We start from the raw sequence: 20,780 nt of genomic DNA on the forward strand, positions 1-20,780 counted from the left end.
ATAGACGTATGGCGAAAACGACGGGACTCGAAGGCGTCGTCGCGGCCGAGACGAACATCGGCTACGTGGACGGCGAGCAAGGCCGGTTGGTGTACCGGGGATATGAAGTCAAGGAGTTGGCCGTCTCCCGCCGCTACGAAGAGGTCGCTTGCCTGCTCTGGCACGGCGCGCTGCCCGAACCGGGCGCGCTGCCGATCCTTCAGGCGCGCTTCGCAAGGCAGCGGGAGTTGCCGTCCGCGATTCGAGCGCTGCTCGACGCGCTGCCGGCCTCCGTCGGCGTGATGGCCGCAATCCAGGCGGCGACGGCCGTGATCGGCGAGACGGAAGGCTGGACGTGGCCGCCTTCCGCCGCGCAAGCGGAGCGGCTGACCGCCTTCCTGCCGACGCTCGTCGCCTATCGCGCGCGCTCGGCGGCGGGGCTCGCGCCCGTCGCGCCGGATCCGACGCTCGGTCATGCGGCGAACTTCCTTTATATGCTGAATGGCATGCGCCCCGCGGACGCGCAAACCGAGGCGTTGAACGCCTACCTCATTCTAACGATGGAGCACGGCTTGAACGCTTCCACCTTCGCCGGACGCGTCGTCCTTTCGACCCAATCCGATCTGGGAGCGGCGGTCAGCGGAGCCGTCGGCGCGATGAAAGGACCGCTGCACGGCGGAGCCCCGTCGGAAGTGCTGGCGATGCTGGATGATATCGGAACGCCCGAACGCGCCGAGCCTTGGATACGCGAGATGCTGGTCCGCGGAGAGAGGCTGATGGGGTTCGGCCATCGCATTTACAAGACGGAAGACCCGCGCGCCGCGGCGCTGCGTGTCGTCGCCTCCCGGCTCGCCGGAAACGATCCCGCCTTCGATCTCGCCATGCGGGTCGAAGACGTCGCGATCCGCCTGCTCCAAGCCTACAAGCCGGGCCGGAAGCTGTACACGAATGTCGAATTTTATGCCGCCGCCATCCTTCGCGCGCTGGCTATGCCGCCCGAGCTGTTCACCCCTACGTTTACGATCGGACGCGTCGCGGGCTGGACCGCGCACCTGCTGGAGCAGGCGAGCGACAATCGTATCTTCCGTCCGCAATCCGTCTATATCGGCCCCTTCCATGGCAATCTTTAACCGACTTTCCGAACGGCACGGACAAATGGAAGCCCCCTCCAGCGTTCGCGCTGAAAGGGGTCGGAAAGGTCCGTATATTTCCCCGCCGACTTTTGTCCATGCGAGAAGGAAGATGCAGCAGAACGCCGAATACTAGAATTCAACCTGTCTCTTCAAGCTGGCGTGGGGGAACCATGATGTCGTACGTAAAAGATATTTTGCTGCAGCTTCTGTTCGCCTTAACGCCTTTCGTGCTGTACAACATCTATTATCGCGACAAAGCCATCCATTTTTCCAAGCCTTTTATCGTAATCACGTGCATGATCTGTCTGCTGTTGTCGATGACCTTTCCTCTAAGCGTAGAGGATGGGATTATTTTCGATATCCGCTACGTGATTATGTTTTTCGGGCTGGTGTTCGGCGGCATGACCGCCGGCATGATTCTGCTTCTCGAGTTTATGGCGTACCGTTTGTCGCTCGGCGGCGCCGGATTGTTTTCGGCGCTGATCATTCTCTCGATTACGTTCCCTCTCTCCCTCCTGCTTTCCTTCCTCTACCGTCGCTATTCGAAGTGGCGAATGCTCATCGTTTTGATCGCGGGACTCCTTTTTTCCGTCATTCCGATCGGCGTCATGCTCGTCACCGAACGTCGATATGTAATGGACAATCTGACCTTCAATATACTGGCAATGCCGGTGCAAAACAGCCTCGGAATATGGTTGTTGTTTACACTGTTCCATAAAGCGGTTTCCGATAAGCAGCTTTACCTGGATTACCTGCGAATCGAGAAAGTCGATACCATCAATCATGTCGCCGCCTCTCTCGCCCATGAAGTCCGCAACCCCTTGACCGCGGTATCCGGTTTTTTGAAATTGATGCGGAACGAGGCGTTATCCCCGGAAAAGACCCGGCAGTTCATCGATATTTGCATGGAGGAAATCAAGCGGACCGAACTCATTCTTTCCGAATATTTGTCCATTTCGAAACCCGGCAAACGACAATACGAGCCGGTTGATCTTTCGGAGCTGTCGAACGCGATTGTCGAGATCATGACGCCGTACGCGAACATGAATAACGTCCATTTGTCCCCTTTCGAAAACGGACCGGACATCCGCGTATCCGCCAATCCAAACGAAATCAAGCAGCTGCTGATCAACTTTCTTAAAAATGCGATCGAGGCTTGTTCGTCCGTCTCGAACGGACAAGTTTCCATCCGCGTTTCCCGCGAAGCCCATCATGCGAAAATCGCGATCCTGGACAACGGAATCGGAATGAGCAAAGAGCAAGTCGACCGGCTGGGAATCATCTATTTTTCGACCAAAAACAAAGGAACCGGCGTAGGGCTTACCTATTCCTATCAATTGATCCGTTCTATGAATGGTGAAGTTTCCGTACGAAGCGAGCCGGGAAAAGGGACCGAATTCCTCATCTCGCTGCCGCTTCTACCTGCGCAGTCTCCCCCCGATGCCATGCGTTCGATCACCGGCTGATCGCAACTATCTCGCATGAATACCGTCTGAAATGCAAAAGGGGGGATTGCGTTGCGGAATCTGCTACTGATCATTGCCATCGTTGTGGCGTTATCCGGTTGTGCGGGTCCGACGCGCTCGGAAGAAGGCGGCGCTCCGTCAGCAGCCGCAGACCCAGCTGTCGCTTCAATGAAAGACACGGTCGGCGTTCCCGATCAGGTAAGACGCGCTTCCAGGCTCCCTCGAGAGCAAGCGCTAGCCGCCGCCGACGATTACCGGAAGGCGACCGGAAAATGGTTTGATGAGGAGAACGGATTATCGCTTCTCGCTTCATACACTTCGGGAGACAGAGAAGCCGATAGCGATGTCGGGGCTGCAATAGGGACGATTCCCAACGGACGGTCCGTGCGGTTTCAATTGACCGGCCGGGATGCCTCCGGCAAACGAACCGAATTAATCGCGGAGTACGAAGGCGATCGCACCGACGCGGTGGACGGACGGCTGGATTTCTCCCAAAGGCTGCCGTCGCGGCCGGATACGAACTATCTCCTCAGCGTGGAGATCCTCTCGCCCGAGGGATTGGTGGAAGACACGTTTTTGACGCCTCTTTTCGTTCCTCCGAACGAACTGAACGCCCGTCTCTCCGTCCAACGGTCTGCTGCGGATGAAGAGCGAATGACGCTATCCGTTTATAATGCCGGACCTACGGATTTAATGTTGGGGTACGGGTACCTCCTTTATCGAAAAGCGTCCGACGGCTGGCGCCTGGTGCCGATGGAAAACGCGGTGCCCGCGGTCGGCATCATCGCCAGTCCCGGTTATGATCCCTTTACAGAAGAGGTGTCGCTGCCCCCCAAGCTCCAAGCGGGATCTTATCGCCTCGTCAAGCAAATTGAAGGCAACCAGACCCGTTTGTCCGTCAGGCTGGCCGCGGATTTCGAGGTGCCCTGAACCGAGAAACGAGGCTGTCTCATAAGGTTGTAAGGGGACCCGAGAGTCGGCAGCGCGGTTTTTAATGCGGCTTCATTGACATCAATTAACGATCTTTCCACGCATGAAGGCTGCCTCGGACGCGTGGCCATCTGCGAGGCTGGTATCGAATGAATCAGTTGGGTCTTGGCGCAAATTCGCCGGATTCCGGCCGATGGTTCGCAACTGGCTTATGCCAATGGGCCTTGTTTGCGCTCGGTTCGGGTCGCGCAGTAAATGAGTTGCATTCGTACATCTAATTTAGTTGCATTCGTACATCTAATTAGGGCCATTTCGGGAGGGTGGAGCGGTTTACTTGTAAAAGTACATCTAATTTAGCGTAAATCCGTCCTGTACGCAGAAAACGGACGATTTAGTCGTACGATTGCAACTAAATGACCGTGAAGAAGGAATATAGCAAAATTAGATGTACATTTGCATCTAAACCATTGAATGCGGGGGAGGTAACACGGAAATCGGATTCCGGCGTTTTCTGCTTCGCGTCTTGCCGAAGGGAAGCTCGGAGGTCGGATGGCTTTCGCTTGCCCATCGTTTGTTGAAGAAGGAAGCAGTGGATCGAAATCGAGAAATGGCGGTGCAGGGATCATCTCCCCAAACACCGCCATTCCTTCATTTTCACACGTATTGGGATGGAGGAGAGCTGTCTGTCCGTGAACGCCACCTACATGTGAGACTCCCTCGTTTCTTATCCGATTGCAAAAGTCGTCGCTCACGCCTCGTCCCGCAAACGGAAGATCTTCGACTCGGCCGGCTGCAGCGATACGAGCCAGTCGCCGGACAGCGTTTCAATCGCGTGCGCCCACAAATCCTCGCACGTCCGGCGCCGCGCGGGGTCCAGTCCCATCCGCGCCAGATCGACCCGGATGTCGGCCGGCCGTTCCCCGTCGTAGTTGAACACCGCGACGTACGTCTCGACGCCCGCCTCCGACCGGTCGTGCCGGTAGAAGACCGGAGCCGCCCGGTCGCCCTCGTCGCCGGTCAGCGGCAGGAACGTCTCGCCCCGCCGCGCGATCGCGAGCGGCTCCGGTTCCGCCAGCCAACGGCGCCCCCGTTCGAGGGCTTCGGGGATCCGATAGTCGTCGCCCATGAGCAGAATCGTGCCCGCGATCAGCGACGCGTTCAGCCGGCTGCGGCCTTCGTGCGGAGACGTCGGCTCATGATTGTAGCTTCGATACAAAACGGTATGATCCGGGTCGTTGAAGGCGTACAGCGTCCGATGAATCCACCAGCCGTAAGTGAGCGAGTTCAACATGTACGCCGTATCCTTCAGCTCGCCGAACGCGTCGCAGGAGATGCGTCGGCCGTGCGCCCAGCCGTGCGGGAACAGCGGCGCGATCGACAGATGAATGAAGAACGGCCTGCCGATCCTCGCCGGATCGAGCAGCGCGGCAATTTGCGCCATGCCGTAATTGTAGGCCTGGATACCCGTCTCGATCTCCGTCAAGTAGTGGGCGCCTTCCAGCGCGCCGTGCCCCATGAAGTCCAGTTTGACGTAGGAGAAGCCTTCGTCCACGAACCGTTGCAGCGTCCACGTCGTCCGCAGCCGGTTGCCGGGATGCGTCGGATCGATCGCGTAGCCTCCGTCCAAATCCGGCAGAACATGGCCGTCCCCGTCGCGCAGCAGCAGGTCCGCGTACGTGTACCGCCCGTCCGTCCCTTCCACCGGCCTAGACGCCGCTTCCTCGACCGTTCCCCAGTAGGCAAACGGCGTCCAGTACGTACCGGCGTTCTGCCCATTTGCCCGCACATGCGCCACCGCGTCGCGACGCTCGTCTTCCGTCAGATTCGTCCAGAACGAATCGAAATTCACGTACGTCTCGCCCCGGTCGTGGAAGCCCATCTCCCGCATCTCCCGGATGAAGTCCGATGCCCGGACGTAGCTGTCGTAGCTGAGCGCTCCGCCGACAGCCGACCAACTGTTCCAGCCGAACGGCACGGCGCCGTCCCACGGCAGCACGGGTACGAGGCGCGCGTTCGCCTCGCCGAACGCCGTCAGCCCTTCACGGTAATCCGCGAACGCGCCCGCGAAGATCGTCGGCGCGGACACGGACGTCCCGGTCACGAAGCCGTGCGGCAGCGAATCGCGGGTGTAGTCTCCGGCCGCTCCGCCGTACACCGCCAGCCGGTCGATGGCCTCGGGCGTCGAGCCCGACACCCGGATGCCCGTCTTCCACCGGTCGTGCGCAACGGAGCCGAAGACGAAGCCGCGGCGGTCGCTCTCCCGGTAGACGGCCGTCGCCTCGTAGCTCTCCATCCGCCCCGGCATCGGCACCGCCTCGTAGCGGACCCATTTGTCGTTGTCGAACGGTACGAGCAGCGCGCGGATCGGATCGTCCGCCGCGCCTCCGGCGGACAGGCGAAGCGCTCCCCCCGTCATCCCGTTCTCCTCGCCGGCGCAGATTGGCGCAATCTCGTTCGTCGCGATCGGCGTTTCGCCGCTCGCGATTAGACCGATCAGCGCATACGGCAGCCTTTCGTACACCGTGAACGTTTGCCGGAGGCGGAGCCCGCCATCCAGCTCATGGTCGACGTGCAATACGACCCCCTTGCCGAAGGCATCCGCCGTTTCCTCGAACCGGTGCGATCGCCGGGGCGCCTCGGCCGTCGACCGCCACGTCTCTCCCAGCCGTATCCGGCCGCAGGCGCCTCGCAGCGCGCCGAGCCCCTCCCAGTCGATGGCGAAGCTGCCTTCCGCCATATCGCACGCGATCCGGATTCGGCCGTTGCCGATCTCGACCCCGCGCTCCCGTTCCGCTTTCGTAATCGTCATGTCCGCTCCTCCGTTCTCACGCGGCGAAGGCCGGCGCGAGCGCCGGCCCTCTTCCTGTTTTTATTGCCACAGGCTTAAGCGCTGTTTGTAGTTTTCATTGATGATCTTCTCGATTTTTTCGCTGCCCGCCGCCTTCATCTCGGACAGCATCTGGTCGAGAATCGCGCTCGATTCGGCTTCGGATTTCGCGATGATCGCCTTGGTGATCGATTGCGTCATGATGTCGTTGACCTTTTGCGAAACGAGCGCTTCCGGGGTGCCGCCTTGCGGGCCGAGATTGTCGTACGTGTCCGTCCGCCAGGTCGAGTCGGCGAGATTTTTAATCGCCATTTTGTCGACTTCATTGCGCTCGTAGCGACCGGCCAAATCGTAGACCGTGCCGTCGGTGCCCTTGCCGCCCTTGATGAACCACGTCCATTTGCGGATGCCGCTCGTCTTGGAGAAGTTGGACCAGTCGTTTTTGAAACCCTCGAGCACTTCCGGGCGCGGCACGTGCTTGCCGTCCTTCAAGTCCCAGTGCTTGCCCTCGACGCCCCACATAAGCAGGTATTGGCCTTCTTCGCTGGCCAGGAAATCGATGAACTTCATCGTGCGCTCCGGATCCCGGTTCGCTTTGGTGATGCCGATCGCGTCCCAGCCGAGGGAGCCTTTCGGTCCGTAGGTCGTCTTGGCGGGGTCGACGCCCGGACCGACGACTTTGTAATCGTAGAACTGCTTTTCCGGCCCGCCTTCCTTCTTCAGCGCGGTGTTGGCGTCGCCCAGGTCCCAGTAGGCGCCCGGGGTGCCGAATACGGCGCCGGAGGACAGCTTTTGCAGCCACGCTTCCTTCTTGTTGATCGCCCAGTCCGTGTCGATCAGGCCTTCCCGATACAGCTTGTTCATGTAGAGGATCATTTCGCGGTATTTCGGATCTTCGACGTCGTACTGCAGCTTGCCGTCCGTTTCGAAATACGTCTTCATGCCGAACATGCCTTTGAACGTTCCCGTAACGGCGCCCATGTTCGAGCCGTCCATCGTGAGCGGGATCGTCGGCTTGCCGTTGATCGTCGGATACTTTTCTTTGAAGCGCTTCAGCAGGTCCTCGAATTCGTCCGCGGTGAACGGCTGTCCGCCTTCCGCCTTGTCCGGGGCGAGCTCCTTCAGAATGTCCATCTTCAGGTTGAAGCCGAATACCGGCTCCCCTTCCTCGTAGCCGTACCAGTTCGACAGGTAGTAGTTTTTCCCGTCGGTGTAGCGCGTTTTGTTCAGGATGTCGCCGTACATTTCCTTCACGTTCGGGCCGTACTTCTCGATCAGATCGTCGAGCGGCACCAGCGCGCCCGCCGCGATGTATTTGTTGACGATGTCGCTGCTGCGATCCATCAGCACGACATCGGGCAGGTCGTCGCTCGCCAGCATCAGGTTCAGCTTCTCCGCCGGGTTGCCCGTCGGCTGCTGGATCTCCACAGTCACGCCGGTCCGTTTGGTGATCTCCTGGGCGACGTCGTTGGTAAACGCGTCTCCGGTATTTTTGTCGAAGAACGTCAGCTTGATCGGCTTCAGGTCGTCGCTCGCGGATGCGCTTGCGGAAGGACCGGCATCCGCGGACGGCGCTGCGCCGCCGTTTCCGGCATTTCCGCCGTTTTTGCCGCTGCAGGCCGCCAAAAGCGCGACGGACAAAGCCAAACTGAGCGATACGGAACCCCATTTTCGAATCGTATACATCGATGTGACCCCCTCAAAGTAATGGACTGCCGTTGCAATTCCGCGTCTGGCGCGCTTGTCCCGCTGCGCCCCTCACCCCCCTCAACGGTTCGTTCTCGCCCTTAGCTCTTCACGGCGCCGAGCGTCATTCCTTTCACGAAATAGCGCTGCAGGAAAGGATAGACCAAGATGATCGGCAGCGTGGCCACCATCGTTGCGGCCATTCGGATCGTGTCCGAGGAGACCGCCGTCCGCTTGGCCGAATCCGCCATTTGACTGGCGTTCGACGTGAACGATTGTGTCTGGTATTGGTTCAGGATTTTGACCAGTACGGCCTGCAGCGTCTTCAACTGCGGCTTGTAGGTGAACACGTAGGAGTCGAACCACGAATTCCAATGATTGATCGCGGAGAACAAACCGATCGTGACGAGCACCGGCACGCAGATCGGCAGAACGACCCGCGCATAAATCTGGATGTCGTTGGCGCCGTCGATTTTGGCCGACTCCTCTACTTCGGCGGGCAGTTCCTGCATGAACGTACGCACGATGATGACGAAGAAGACGTTCATCAGATTGGGCAGGATGTACACCGCAAACGTGTCGATCAGATGCACGCTTTTCAGGATCATGTAGTAGGGGATCAACCCGCCGCCAAAGTACATCGTGAAGATGAAGAACAGTCCGATGGCTCTGCCGCCGACGAGATCCCGCTTGCTGAGCGCGAAGGCGAGCAGGCTGATGACGGCGACGGCGAGCGGCGTGCCGACGAGCGTCCGAAGGAACGTGATCTTGAGGCCGTTCAAAATTTCCTGATCCCGGAGAATCTCCTGGTAGCTCGCGAAGCTGATCTCCCGCGGCCAGAGGTAGATGCCGCCTTTGACCGCATCGGCCGCGCTGTTGAGCGACAAGACCAGAATGTTCCAGAACGGATAAAACGTGATCAGAAACACGAAGGCGAGAAACAGATAGACGATGCCGAGGTAAGCGCGATCTCCGGCGCTTTTGTGCAAGAACATGGATGGACCTCCTTTCGGCCGGAATCAATAGAGCGATTGTTGGTTGACCCGACGGGACCAAGCGTTGACGAGCATGACGAGCACGAAGGCGACGACCGACTTGAACAATCCGACTGCGGCGCCGTACGAGAACATGCCATTCTGCAAGCCGTACCGGTACGTGTACGTGTCGATAACGTCGGAGTACTGGAGCACGGTCGTATTCTGCAGCAGGTACTGCTGGTCGAAGCCGGCGTTCAGCACGTTGCCGACCGCGAGGATCGACAGGATGACGATCGTCGGGCGCAGCGCCGGCAGCGTGACGTTCCAGGTTTGGCGCCAGCGGCTGGCTCCGTCCACCCGGGCGGCTTCGTACAGCTCGGGATTGATGCTTGCGATCGCCGCCAGATAGATGATCGCGTTAAAACCCATGTCCTTCCACGTATTCGAGACGGCGATGATGCCCCAGAACATATGGCCGTTCTGCAAAAAAGTAATCGGCTTGTCGATCAGGTGCAGCGACAGGAGCAGTTGGTTGATCGCCCCGTTGGAAGCCAGCATCGTCACGATAATGTTTGCCGCGATGACCCAAGAGATGAAGTGCGGCAGGTACGAAACCGTTTGCACGATGCGCTTGAACCAGCCCCTGCTCACCTCGTTGATCATGAGCGCAAGCACGATCGGCGCCGGGAATCCGATGAGGAGCGACAGCAAGCTTTGGGCGAGCGTGTTCCGCATGATCAGATAAAAGTCCCCGTTGGTGAAAAAGTAGTCGAACCAGCTCCACCCGGTGAACTTGCTATGGAAAAACTGGTGGAAAAACGATCCTCCGCCCGGCGAGTAGCTGATGAACGCCATGTACAGACCGAACATCGGACCGTACGAAAAGACGAGCGTGCACGCAAAGGCGGGCAGAATCATGAGATACAAGTACTTTTGCTGCTTCATTCGTTTCCATTTGCTGCTTCTGCGGGCGGCCGCGGCCCTCTGCGCCGGGCGCCGTTCGACGGATGCCTCCATGATTTCCCTCCTGTTGTCGGGCGGCCGTTGGCGGTATGCCCGAAGGCGTATCCCCATTATAGGCGGGGGTCTCCGAGGGATTCCATATCCCGATTTTCGAATCTACGACACGATCCTACGGAATTATCGAAAAGCCATTGTTGAAATGAGATACAAACCCTACAATAAACAATCATAAATCCATCATCGCTACAACGAACGCCGGGGGAGCGTGCGAGGCATGTATAAAATCCTGTTGGTTGACGACGAGAAACTAGAATTGGAAGCGATTGCAAAATATATCCGATGGGAGGAAATGGGCATCATCGTAGCCGGCACGGCCAAAAACGGCCGGGAGGCGCTCGCCCGCATGGAGGAATGCAAGCCGGACATCGTCATGACCGATGTCCGGATGCCGATCATGGACGGACTGGAATTCGCGCGAAAGGCCAAGCAGCTGGACCGCGGCGTCAAAATCGTCTTTTTGAGCGGACACGACGAATTTCAGTACATCAAAGCGGCATTGAACGCCGAAGCGATGGGCTACCTGCTGAAGCCGATCGACTCCGAAGAGCTGGCCCAACTCATGCAGCGCGTCGTTCGCAAGTGCGAGGAGGATCGCCAGCTCGCCGCATCGGCGGAGGGACTGAAGGAAAAGCTTGTCCGGTCGCTTGCGGCCGAGACGTCGCCCGAAGGGCGCAAAGCCTGGGTACAGCGCATCGCGCTGCTGCCCGTCCCGCTCCCTGCCGCCGGCGCCTATGCCGTCGCGTACGCGTTTCTCGAAGGCGCGGCCGGATCGGCGGCCGCCTCGGTCTGGGAATCGGCCATGGCGCGCTTCGCGGACGTCCATGGCGCGAGCTTCGGCTGGACGGCGGCAGAGCGGGAATTCGCCGCAATCTGCCATCTGGCCGGCGAAGACGGTCGGGCGGATCTGGAGACGGCATGGCGGTCGGTCATCGAGGATGCCTGGAGCGCCGGCTATACGATGACCGTCGGACTGTCGTCGCCCGGTCGCTACCTGGAGGAGCTGCCCGACCGTTACGAGGAAGCGAGACGCGCCAATGCGGACCGGTTTTACGGCGGCGCCGGCACCCTTCTCCTCGCCCGGCCGAACGGGATCAGGCGCGAAGCCGGCAGCGTCGAAGCAAAGGCGGCGCCGGCTCAGGCGTCGGGGGCCGCCGACCGGATTGCGCAGGCGATTGCCCGGCTGCGGGGCGAGGAAGCCGACGACCTCCTGCGCGCGTTCTTCGCGCCGTTCCGCGAGGCGCGGTCCGACCGGAGCGCCGTCGTCGCGGCCGGCATACAGCTCGGCGCCGAGCTGGAGCGCCGATTTACCGCGCTGCTCGAGGAGGCGGCCGCGGACGGACGGGAATCCGGCCTCGACTGGCAGCGGGTCATGCACCCGGATACGCTGGACGGATTGCTCGGCGAGTTGGAAGGGTTGTGCGGCCGTCTCCTCGATCTGGTCACGGAGAAGGAACAGGACCAGCACATGCCGATCGTCCATCGGGTCATGGAGCTGATCGAGAGCCGCTATCACGAGGCGCTGACCGTCGAGGAGCTGGCGGAATCCGTCTACCTGACGCCCAATTACGTCCGTACGCTTTTTAAGCAGAAAACAGGCGAGACGATTCTCGAATTCATGACCCGGTTCCGCATCCAGCGGGCATCGGAGCTGCTTCGCGACCGCTCGCTGCGCATTCGCGAGGTGGCCAAGGCCGTCGGTTACGAAAATGTCTCGTACTTCTGCTCGCTGTTCCAGCGCCATCGCGGCGTCACCCCGAACGAGTACCGCAAAAAAATGCTCTGACGAAGGAGACGCCGCATGCCGAGACTTTCGTGGTACCATCACCGTTGGCTGGATCCGTTTTTGAACCTGAGCGTCAGAGGCAAGCTGTTCATCCTCTTTCTGCTCGTCTCGATTCTCCCACTGTTGTTTTTCGTCTATTACACCTACGTCTCGGTTAAGGACCAGCTCGTCCAGCAGACGTATTCGAGCATGAGTCTCGCCACGTCGCAGATCGGCAGCAACCTGCAGAACAAGCTGAACAACTATACGAAAATATCGGCTTCGCTCTACCTGGACGCGACGCTGCAGCAATACCTCGTCCGGTCGTACGACGGCAGCTCGGACTATCTGGAAGCGTACCGCTATATCGACAACGTCATGAACAACGTGCTCACGACCAATCCCGAGGTGAGCAGCATCGCGATCTATTCGACCAATCCGCACATGCCGCTGGACGACACGTTCATCAAGCGGCTGGACGACGCGATCCGCGAGAAGCCCTGGTTCGACCGGGTCCAGAAAACGTACGGCAACGTCATCTTCACCATCACGCCGGCCAAGCCTGAAGCGCTGCCCCGCAAAGCGACGCCGCCGATGTTCACGCTGGTCCGTTTTTTGAACTACAACAGCCTGAATTTTCCGTACGGCATCCTGACCATCGACGTCAAGGAATCCGATCTCTACGCCCTCATGGGCAAGGAGGACCAGAACAAGGACATCTTCATCGTCAACGAGAACGGCGTCATCGTCTCCAGCAAAAACAAGGAGCTGCTGAACACGCGGCTCGGCGAGCTGCTGCCGGACGACTTCAAGCAAGGCCGCACGGGCAAGTACGAGAGCGTCTACCAGGGCAACAAGGTGCTCGTCGTCTACGACACGATCCCGAACGGCTGGAAGACGGTATCCGTCGTGCCATACAGCGGCTTCATGCATTCCGCGATGCGGTCCGCCAACCGCATTCTGCTCATCGCTTCGGCCAGCATGGCGCTGTGCGTCGTGCTCGTTTACCTGGTCGCCCGGCTGTTCACCAAGCGGATCGAATCGCTGCTGAAGAGCATCCGTCGGCTCGAGCGCGAAGACTTCGACCTCGAGATGATTCCGATGGGGCACGACGAGATCGGCCAAATGTCGTTCGCCCTGCACAAGATGGGCCACCGGTTCAAAAATTTGATCAATGAGGTGTACAAAAAGGAAATCGCCAAGCAGGAAGCCGAAATGAACACGCTGCAGGCGCAGATCAATCCGCACTTTCTGTACAACACGCTCGCTTCGATCTCCGCCCTGGCGATGAGGCACCGGGACCCGAAAATCCAGGACATGGTGTCGCATCTCGCCAAGTTCTACCGGATCTCGCTGAACCAGGGCAAAAATCTGATCTCGCTGAGCGAAGAGCTCAAGCTGACCCGCTATTATTTGTCGATACAGCAGATTCGCTACGAAAACCTGATCCACCTGCATTATCAGGTCGACGAATCCGTGCTCGTCCACCATACGGCCAAGCTGACGCTGCAGCCGTTCGTGGAAAATTGCATCCATCACGCCGTGTGGGACGACGAGCGCGGGATGAACATCATCATTCGCGCGCACCGGGACGGCGACGATATCTGCCTTGACGTCGTGGACGACGGCATGGGGATGACGAGGGAAAGGCTCGCGAGCATCCGCGCCGGCGAATCCGTCGGCTACGGCATTTCCAACGTGGACAAGCGCATCAAGCTCGCGTTCGGCGACCGATACGGCGTCTCCTTCTACAGCCGGCTCGGGATCGGAACGACGGTACGGATCCGGCTGCCCGCGAGCGGCCCGATCTGACCGCCGCAGCGCCGCGCAAGACAAGGGGGCAGCCCCCAAGCCGGAAAGGCTTGAGAGGCTGCCCCTTTTGCGTTTTCGCGCGAGGGAAATGCCTGTGCGCCAGCGCGGAACGCGGCGAAGAACGAGCCGTTACAGATGCAGCGCCTCGAGCAGCCGCGCGAGCGCCTTGGCGGCTTCGGCCCGCGTGACGGCGTCCGACGGGCGGAACGTCCCCGCCGGGTCGCCCGTCAGGACGCCGAGCGCATGGAGTCGCGACGCGGCCGGCGACGCCCAGGGCGGGATCGCCGCATCGTCCGAATAAGCGTCGCTAGGCGCGGCTTCGTCCGAGGCGTCCGGCGCCGGCAAGGCGCGCGCCAGCGTCGCCGCCAGCTCGGCCCGCGTCATCGGCGCGTCCGGCCGGAAGAAGCGGCCGCCTTGCTCGGCCGACCCGCTCATCCAGCCGGCGGCGTCGGCTGCCGCGACCGCGGGCGCGGCCCAGGCGGCGATGCGCGCGGCGTCCGCGAAGCCGGCGATGCCGTCCGCGCGCTCCGCCTTCGCGCTGAGTACGCCCGTCAGCATGCGGGCGAACTGCGCCCGCGTCACGCGCGCGTTCGGGCGGAAGGTGCCGTCCTCGAAGCCGTTCACGGCGCCCAAGCCGATCAGACGGTCGGCGTCGGCCGCCGCCCAATGCCCGGCGAGGTCCGCGAACGACGGGAGGGTGACGTAGAAGACGGCATAAGGCGTCAGGTGATTCACGGTAACGGTGACGGTCCCGTCGCTGCCGTCGGTGCCGCCGACATAGATCCAGCGGAGCTGATCTTCAAGGTAATAGTAGACGGCGGCTTTCGTCCCCGGCGGCTGCACGGCGGGATCCCGCCGCAGCGTGAGCTTCACCGGTGCTGCGAAGACGGACGCGGCATCGTTCGTCAGGTCGTAGACGGGACTGCCGGGCGTGCCCGGCGCCGCCGCGTTTGGCTGCTCGCCCGTCGGAAGGACGCGCACGGACCATTTGCCGGTTCCCGCGTAAGCGCCGGCTGGCACCTCGACGACGACGCGGTCGCCGAGCGAGACGCGGCCGCCCGCCGGGCCGTCGATCGTCCCCTCGCTCCGGTTTTCTGCGCCGGGCTGCGGTTGCGGCGTCGGCTCAGGTGCTCCGCCATTGCCGGGCGCGCCGGGCTGTCCCGGCTGCCCGGGCCCGCCCGGCTGCCCGGGTTGCTCGGGTCCGCCGGCGTTTGCGGGCGTCAGCTCGAACAGCTTGGAAGCGGCGGCAGGCAATGTCAGCGAGAACGCATCCTGCACGCTCGACGTCTCTCCCGTCCACAAGTCCGTCCGGTTGAAGCTAACGCCTGACGGCAGTCCTGCGCGGGCCAGATCGTAGCGTTTGTCCGCCGGGGCGGTCGCGTCGTAGTTGAAGACGGCGACGTAGTAGCGGTCCCCTTCCCGCAGGACGAATGAATCGGCCGCACCAGCGCCGGTCTGGCCTTCGATCGGCCGGAACGCTTTCCCCTTGCGGGCGACGTCCAGGATGCGATCGTTCGCGTACAACTCCTCCATGTACGAGCGGGCCTTCCCGTCGGCCACGTTATCCGAATCGAGGAACACGGTGCCCGAGATGACGGCCGAATTTACCCGGCTGCGGGCTTCCTCCAGCGAGCCGGCCCGGGAAAGCGCCATATGGTCCGGATCGGTATAGCGGTAGATCGTTCCGTTTTGCCACCATCCGTAAGTCAAGGCGTTTAACGTGTATTCGGAATCGTGGATCGTCCCGAACGCGTCGCACGCGATGCGGCGGCTGTGCGCGTACTGCGACGGGAAGATCGGCGAGATCGAAGCGCTGATGAACATGGAGCCGTCCAGCGTTCGTTCGATGTACCGCATCCCTTCGTTGTACGCCTGGATGCCCGTCTTGACGGCGTCGTCGTCATGAACGCCCTCCAACGAGCCATGCGTCAGAAAGTCCAGCTTGATGTACGTGAACCCGAGGCGCTTGAACTTGTTCAAATACAGATCGATGCGCTGCTTCGTCCCGGGGTGCGTCGGATCGAGCGCGTACGCGCCGTCCAGCGTCGGCAGCGGCGTGCCGGACGCGTCCTTCAGCACGAGATCGCCGTATGTGTACCGGCCGTCCGTCCCTTCCACGGCCTGCGTCAGATTGCTGCCCCAATAGACGAACGGTCCCCAGTAGATGCCCGCCTGCTGCCCGTTGGCGCGAATCGTTTCCGCGGCTTGCCGCAGCTGGTCTTCGGTAAGATTGTCCCAGTACGAATCCAGATTGATGTAGACGGCGCCGCCGTTGTTCATCTTCGGCAGATGCGCCTTGAAGAACGCCGACGTGTCCAGCACGTCCTGATAGGTCAGGTCGCTGCCGAAGGCGCCCCAGCTGTTCCAGCCGAAAGGCACGCCGGGAGGCACGTTGCCGCCCAGCGCGAGCGGAGGCGCCACGACGGCATTCGCCGCGCCGTACTGCTCGAGACCGTCGCGGTAATCCGCGAAGCCGCCCGCCAGGATGAGCGGCGAGGTGACGGTCGTTCCCGTCAAGCTGCCGTGGGGCTGCGTATCGTGCGTGACGGAGGAGGACGCGCCGCCATAGACGCGAAGCTCGTTCAACCGATTGTTCGAACCGCGCCAGTCGATCCCCGTCTTCCAGACGTCGTGTTCGACCGACCCGAAGACGAGACCGATTCGCGACGTATTGTCGTAGACGGCCGCGACTTCGTAGCTTGCGTCGGACCGATTGACGGTCTGCGCCTTGAAGCGGATCCAGGCGTCGTTGTCGAACGGGACGCTGAGCGCCCGGTTATCCGCCTCCCGGCCGGTCGTCACGCCGCCCGCGCGCTTCACGACAATCGGAGCCATGTCGTTCGTCCGGATTTCCCGGTCGCTTTCGGCTACGAGCCGCGTCAGGAAGTAGTCCTTGCCCTCGTAAAATTGATAGATTTGCTTAAGGACGGGTTTCCCCTCGGCCCGGTGCGCGAAGACGAGCTTCACGCCGGCGCCGAAGCCGTCTGCCAGCGGCGCGGTGTCCTCCTCGACATAGTCGTGCGTCTCGTATCCGGTCGTCGGAAAGCTTTCGCCGTCCAACTTCATCTGCCCGTAAGCGCCGGTCACCCGTTGACCGTCGTTCCAGGCATAATCCGCGTAGCCGGTCGCGCTGTGATAGGTGACCGTATACTTGGCGCCCGCCACAACAACTCCCGCTTCGTGCTTTGCCACCGTGATGCCGCCATAGCTGCGGGTATCCAGAACGGCGCCAATGTCGCCTTCGTCTTCGCCCGGCTGCTCGCCACCGCCGCTCGCCGGCTTCACCTGGATCCGGTCGAGGTCCGGCGCGTAGCCGTTGCCGTCGGAGAACAGGATCGTATTCGACCCCGCCTTCAACGGCAGCGTAAGCTCGACCGTCCCGACCGTGTTCCAGTCCGCCGTTTTGAGCGAGTCGTAGAACTGCGCTTCCCCGCCGTTGACGCTGACGTACAGCGAGCGGGGGTCGCCGGAAAGGAAGGATACCGTGACGAGATCATCGCCGTCCGCGGCGGCCGTCACATTCGTAAAGAGCAGCGAGCTGCCCTGGTACAGGTTGCCGACCTTGCGTCCGCCGGAGCAGGGCGCGCAATCGGAGATTTCGGCCTTGCCTCCGAGCACGTTTCCTTCCGCCTCGGCTTCGTAGGTGACGCCGGCGGATCCTTCTTCCCCGCCGCCCGGCGTGCCGCCGTCCTGCTTGGCGCCCACGACGATGCGGTCGAGATCGGGCGCGTACCAGTTGTTGTCGTCGAACCGGATGACATTGTCCCCGGCTTTCAAGATCAGTTCGATTTCATAGTGTCCGACGGTGTCCCAGTCGGCCGTCTTCGGGAAGCTGATATATTGCTTCTCGCCGCCGTTGACGCTGACGTTCGCTGAACGGGGATCGCCGGAAAGGTAATCGACCGTCACGATGTAGACGCCGTCCTCGGGCACGTTCACTCCGTTGAACTGCACGGCGCCGCCCTGGTACAGACCGCCCACTTTGAATCCGCCCGAACAAGCTGCGCACGCGGAGACGGACGCATGTCCGGACAGCGAATTCGCCTCCGACTCGGCTTCGTAGCTTTGCGCGGCCGCCGGCTCCGCGCCTGCACGCGACGCCGACGGCCAGGCGATCCCGAGCGCCAGGACGATCGCCAGCAGCGCCGGCATTCCTTGTTTCCACCATCTGTTCAACATCAAAGACCTCCTCGACGAATAAGGTACGATCCTCCTCATTATGAAGCGTTTACAGGAACTGGGACTACAACCGGATGCTCCGATCCGTGACGTTATCCGCCGATCTTTGCCCGCATTCGGACCCCAACACGCAAGTAAAAACGGCTCCGCCGTCTTCAAGGAAGATGGCGGCACGTTTTTATCGGAGGTCATACAGGGATGGATAGGGGCAGAACTAATACATTCTGTATGACACAAATAGACGCGAAGCCGCGCTTCGCGTCCGATCCGTTCCGCGGACGTTCTCCGTCCGTCCGGTTTCATGCATCGTCATGCCGCCCGTCACGTTGGTCGCCTGCCCCGTCATATAGGAGGAGAGCGGACTGGCAAGAAAGAGCACGACGTTCGCCACGTCCTCCGGCTCGGCCGTCCGGCCGAGCGGCACCTGCGAGCGGTCCTCGGCCAGGATTTCCTCCGGGGTCATCCCGCGGAGCAGCCCGCCCTCGACGCGTTCGCGCCGCTTCATGTCCGTCTCGACGATGCCGGGGCACACGGCATTCACGAGAATCTGGTCCTTGGCCAGCTCGAGGGCCATGACCTTGGTGAAGCCGAGCACGGCGTGCTTGGAGGCGCAGTAGTTGCCCATGCAGCGATAGCCGTTTTTCCCCGCCTGGGAAGCGATATTGATGATGCGTCCGCCGCCTCCTTGCCGCAGCAGCTGCTTGGCCGCCACCTGCGAGACGAGGTAGACGCCCTTGGCGTTGACGTCCATGACGCGGTCCCAGTCCTCCTCGCGCATATCGACCGCGTAATCCATGGTGGACATTCCGCTGTTGTTCACGACGAAGTCGATCCGCCCGAATGCGTCTGCTGCTTCGGCGACGAGACGCTTGGCGTCCGCCCGCTTCGTAACGTCCGTCCGGATATGGACGAGCCGGTCATGGACGCGTTCCGTGCCTTCCGGACATGCGATATCGCCGATGACGACGTTCGCGCCCGCCTTCAGGAACAAGTCCGCGATGCCCCGCCCGATCCCCGTCAAACCGCCGGTGACGACCAACGTCCGGCCTGCGAAATCAATGCTCAGCATCCTGCCCCGCTCCTCCGCTTACGTCCGGAACGGATCGTCGCCGATGCCGGCCCGCAGGACGATCTTGGCGTACTCTTGCGCGCTGAAAAGCGAGTGGTCTTTGTAGTTGCCGCACTCGAGCGCCGAGACGGCGGGCACGAAATCCGTCTCCACGACTTTGTGCAAGACTTTCGTCAGCGCGGCGGCGACGTCCTTCGGGTCGTGCTCGTCCCAAATGATCATATAGAAGCCGGTTCGGCAGCCCATCGGCGAAATGTCGATGATCCCATTCAGCTCGTCGCGCAGGTAGGTGGCGAGCAGATGCTCCAGCGTATGGACGGCCGCCGTCGGCAGCGCATCCTCGTTCGGCTGCAGCAAGCGCAAATCGTATTTTTGAATGGCGCTCCCTTTTTCGTTGCGCTCCGTGCCGGCGAGCCGGACATAGGGCGCCTTTACGATCGTGTGATCCAGTTCGAAGCTTTCGACTTTGGCCATATGGATGTTCCTCCCCTTTGATTTCAGATCAAATTATCAAACTCGGAATAATAAGTAAAATTCAATTTTTCTATAAGTCGCCATATTGACAGTTCGTCTGACGGGCTTGTACAGTGTTTCCATCTCGATGATCCTCATTTTCAAACGCGATTACTAGGCATGATATGCCTGGAGATCGACGCGCATCTGCCGTCACGCGCGCGCGTCGGCTTGCCCGCGAGCCTCGCCGACACGGGCCTGGACCAGGTTTTCGAACGGCGGTTGCAGGCGTTGCCCGAACGGACCGTTGCCGGCGACGCCTCCAATCACCTGATGCCCGGCGGCGTCGCCGCCGACCAGGCGTATCAATCGTTCCGACGTCTCGAGGCGTTTGCCGCTTCGCGGCGATCCACGAAAGGAGACCCAACATGAGAGTAGCCTTCATCGCCCCGATGTCCGAAGAAGCGGCCCCGCTGCTGGGCCGTTTTGACCACGCAAGCGAAACGACCGTCGCGGGGGCGTCCTTTTATGCCGGCGAGCTGGCCGGCCGCGAGACTCTCCTGCTCCGGTGCGGCATCGGCAAGACGAACGCCGCCTGGACGACGGCCGTGCTGATCGAGCGGTACCGCCCCGATCTGATCCTACATTACGGCGTGGCGGGCGGTCTCGCCGCCGGCCTCCGCGTCGGCGACGTCGTGCTCGCCACGGAGCTTGCTTACAGCGACGTGGACGCGACCGCGTTCGGCTACGAATACGGTCAAGTGCCGCAAATGCCGAGCCGCTATCCGGTCGAGCCCGGGCTGCTGGCGCTCGCCGAACGGGCCGCGTCGTCGGCCGGGACGGAAGGGCGCTTGGCGCGGGGCTTGATCACGACCGCCGATGCGTTCGTGAACCGGCCCGAGCAGGCGGCGGCCATCCGCGCCCACTTCCCCGAGGTTCAGGCCATCGATATGGAAGGTGCGGCTATCGCGCAGACGGCTTCGCGGTTCGGCGTGTCTTGTCTGGTCGTGCGCGCGCTCTCCGACTTGGCGGGCGTCGAAGGCCGAGACGTACGGCACCAACGTCGACCTGGCCTCCGAGCGCGCCGCCGCCGTCGCCGAAGCGATCGCGCGGGCCTGGCTCCGCGAAGCCGGCGCGATCGGAGTCGGTTAACAGCCGCAAGCGCGCCAATCAAAGAAAACGGCGGCCGCAGGGGGAATCCCTGGGCCGCCATTTCTATTGTTGGGCGAGCTGCATGTCTGCGACGCTGCAGTTGGAGCATTTTGCTCCAACTTGCGGGGATCGCGTGTCTGCAGCGCTATAGTTGGAGCATTTTGCTCCAACTGCGTGGGGGCGAAAGCAACGGTAACGTACACCGCCTACCAATTACGACGTCCGCCACACCATGTAGGATCAATTTGTTCCCTATTCCTGCACATGAGACGCTCGTCGCACCATTAAGGTACAATCTGTTCCCTATTCCCGCCAACGAGACGCCCGCCATA

At 61.3% G+C, this 20,780-nt stretch carries 14 protein-coding genes and 1 pseudogene; 8 read left to right on the plus strand and 7 right to left on the minus strand.

Annotated features, from left to right (window positions below; all coding sequences use genetic code 11):
• The first annotated feature begins 8 nt into the window (after positions 1-8).
• From LKX83_RS29495 to LKX83_RS34750, 4 genes and pseudogenes are all read left to right on the plus strand, one after another.
• Complete coding sequence (locus LKX83_RS29495; protein WP_227886425.1) at positions 9-1,109, plus strand: citrate synthase/methylcitrate synthase; 1,101 nt, start codon at positions 9-11, stop codon at positions 1,107-1,109.
• 176 nt (positions 1,110-1,285) lie between these two features.
• Positions 1,286-2,578 (plus strand): sensor histidine kinase, encoded by a 1,293-nt coding sequence (locus LKX83_RS29500; RefSeq protein WP_227886429.1) that lies wholly within the window; start codon positions 1,286-1,288, stop codon positions 2,576-2,578.
• A 51-nt stretch (positions 2,579-2,629) separates the two neighbouring features.
• Positions 2,630-3,508, plus strand: a complete 879-nt coding sequence (locus LKX83_RS29505; RefSeq protein ID WP_227886431.1) for an immunoglobulin-like domain-containing protein — start codon at positions 2,630-2,632, stop codon at positions 3,506-3,508.
• A 496-nt stretch (positions 3,509-4,004) separates the two neighbouring features.
• Positions 4,005-4,097: pseudogene (locus tag LKX83_RS34750) on the plus strand (transposase); the annotation flags it as partial.
• Between the two features lie 159 nt (positions 4,098-4,256).
• Here LKX83_RS34750 and LKX83_RS29510 read toward each other — a convergent pair.
• From LKX83_RS29510 to LKX83_RS29525, 4 genes are all read right to left on the minus strand, one after another.
• Positions 4,257-6,317 (minus strand): alpha-galactosidase, encoded by a 2,061-nt coding sequence (locus LKX83_RS29510; protein WP_227886433.1) that lies wholly within the window; start codon positions 6,315-6,317, stop codon positions 4,257-4,259.
• 60 nt (positions 6,318-6,377) lie between these two features.
• On the minus strand, positions 6,378-8,021 hold the full coding sequence (locus LKX83_RS29515; RefSeq protein WP_227886435.1) for an ABC transporter substrate-binding protein: 1,644 nt from the start codon (positions 8,019-8,021) through the stop codon (positions 6,378-6,380).
• Between the two features lie 101 nt (positions 8,022-8,122).
• The gene (locus tag LKX83_RS29520) at positions 8,123-9,016 is read right to left on the minus strand and encodes a carbohydrate ABC transporter permease (protein ID WP_227886437.1); all 894 of its coding nucleotides are present in this window, start codon (positions 9,014-9,016) and stop codon (positions 8,123-8,125) included.
• 24 nt (positions 9,017-9,040) lie between these two features.
• Entirely contained in the window at positions 9,041-10,015 is a 975-nt protein-coding gene (locus LKX83_RS29525) for an ABC transporter permease (RefSeq protein ID WP_227886439.1), read from the minus strand.
• A gap of 220 nt (positions 10,016-10,235) precedes the next feature.
• On the opposite strand from LKX83_RS29525, the gene LKX83_RS29530 reads away from it, so the two are divergent.
• Both LKX83_RS29530 and LKX83_RS29535 read left to right on the plus strand, forming a co-directional pair.
• On the plus strand, positions 10,236-11,804 hold the full coding sequence (locus tag LKX83_RS29530) for a response regulator (protein WP_227886441.1): 1,569 nt from the start codon (positions 10,236-10,238) through the stop codon (positions 11,802-11,804).
• A gap of 15 nt (positions 11,805-11,819) precedes the next feature.
• Positions 11,820-13,595, plus strand: a complete 1,776-nt coding sequence (locus LKX83_RS29535; RefSeq protein WP_227886442.1) for a sensor histidine kinase — start codon at positions 11,820-11,822, stop codon at positions 13,593-13,595.
• Between the two features lie 129 nt (positions 13,596-13,724).
• On the opposite strand, the gene LKX83_RS29540 is transcribed toward LKX83_RS29535, so the two are convergent.
• The 3 genes from LKX83_RS29540 to LKX83_RS29550 form a co-directional block, all read right to left on the minus strand.
• Complete coding sequence (locus tag LKX83_RS29540) at positions 13,725-17,774, minus strand: S-layer homology domain-containing protein (protein WP_227886445.1); 4,050 nt, start codon at positions 17,772-17,774, stop codon at positions 13,725-13,727.
• 214 nt (positions 17,775-17,988) lie between these two features.
• Positions 17,989-18,843: an SDR family NAD(P)-dependent oxidoreductase gene (locus LKX83_RS29545; RefSeq protein WP_227886446.1), complete on the minus strand. Its 855-nt coding sequence runs from the start codon at positions 18,841-18,843 to the stop codon at positions 17,989-17,991.
• A gap of 18 nt (positions 18,844-18,861) precedes the next feature.
• Positions 18,862-19,317: an S-ribosylhomocysteine lyase gene (locus LKX83_RS29550; RefSeq protein WP_227886448.1), complete on the minus strand. Its 456-nt coding sequence runs from the start codon at positions 19,315-19,317 to the stop codon at positions 18,862-18,864.
• 159 nt (positions 19,318-19,476) lie between these two features.
• On the opposite strand from LKX83_RS29550, the gene LKX83_RS29555 reads away from it, so the two are divergent.
• Complete coding sequence (locus tag LKX83_RS29555; protein WP_227886451.1) at positions 19,477-19,728, plus strand: hypothetical protein; 252 nt, start codon at positions 19,477-19,479, stop codon at positions 19,726-19,728.
• A partial coding sequence (locus LKX83_RS29560; protein ID WP_227886454.1) for a 5'-methylthioadenosine/adenosylhomocysteine nucleosidase occupies positions 19,725-20,780 on the plus strand: 1,056 nt, incomplete at its 3' end. The genes LKX83_RS29555 and LKX83_RS29560, both read left to right, overlap by 4 nt.

Source organism: Cohnella baijiui (assembly GCF_020731285.1).
Classification (GTDB): domain Bacteria; phylum Bacillota; class Bacilli; order Paenibacillales; family Paenibacillaceae; genus Cohnella.

Excerpts from the sequence above, each read along its gene's own strand:
- LKX83_RS29495 (WP_227886425.1), top strand. The coding sequence starts at position 9 with ATGGCGAAAACGACGGGACTCGAAGGCGTCGTCGCGGCCGAGACGAAC.
- LKX83_RS29500 (WP_227886429.1), top strand. The coding sequence starts at position 1,286 with ATGTCGTACGTAAAAGATATTTTGCTGCAGCTTCTGTTCGCCTTAACG.
- LKX83_RS29510 (WP_227886433.1), bottom strand. The coding sequence starts at position 6,317 with ATGACGATTACGAAAGCGGAACGGGAGCGCGGGGTCGAGATCGGCAAC.
- LKX83_RS29515 (WP_227886435.1), bottom strand. The coding sequence starts at position 8,021 with ATGTATACGATTCGAAAATGGGGTTCCGTATCGCTCAGTTTGGCTTTG.
- LKX83_RS29520 (WP_227886437.1), bottom strand. The coding sequence starts at position 9,016 with ATGTTCTTGCACAAAAGCGCCGGAGATCGCGCTTACCTCGGCATCGTC.
- LKX83_RS29525 (WP_227886439.1), bottom strand. The coding sequence starts at position 10,015 with ATGGAGGCATCCGTCGAACGGCGCCCGGCGCAGAGGGCCGCGGCCGCC.
- LKX83_RS29530 (WP_227886441.1), top strand. The coding sequence starts at position 10,236 with ATGTATAAAATCCTGTTGGTTGACGACGAGAAACTAGAATTGGAAGCG.
- LKX83_RS29535 (WP_227886442.1), top strand. The coding sequence starts at position 11,820 with ATGCCGAGACTTTCGTGGTACCATCACCGTTGGCTGGATCCGTTTTTG.
- LKX83_RS29540 (WP_227886445.1), bottom strand. The coding sequence starts at position 17,774 with ATGTTGAACAGATGGTGGAAACAAGGAATGCCGGCGCTGCTGGCGATC.
- LKX83_RS29545 (WP_227886446.1), bottom strand. The coding sequence starts at position 18,843 with ATGCTGAGCATTGATTTCGCAGGCCGGACGTTGGTCGTCACCGGCGGT.
- LKX83_RS29550 (WP_227886448.1), bottom strand. The coding sequence starts at position 19,317 with ATGGCCAAAGTCGAAAGCTTCGAACTGGATCACACGATCGTAAAGGCG.
- LKX83_RS29555 (WP_227886451.1), top strand. The coding sequence starts at position 19,477 with ATGATATGCCTGGAGATCGACGCGCATCTGCCGTCACGCGCGCGCGTC.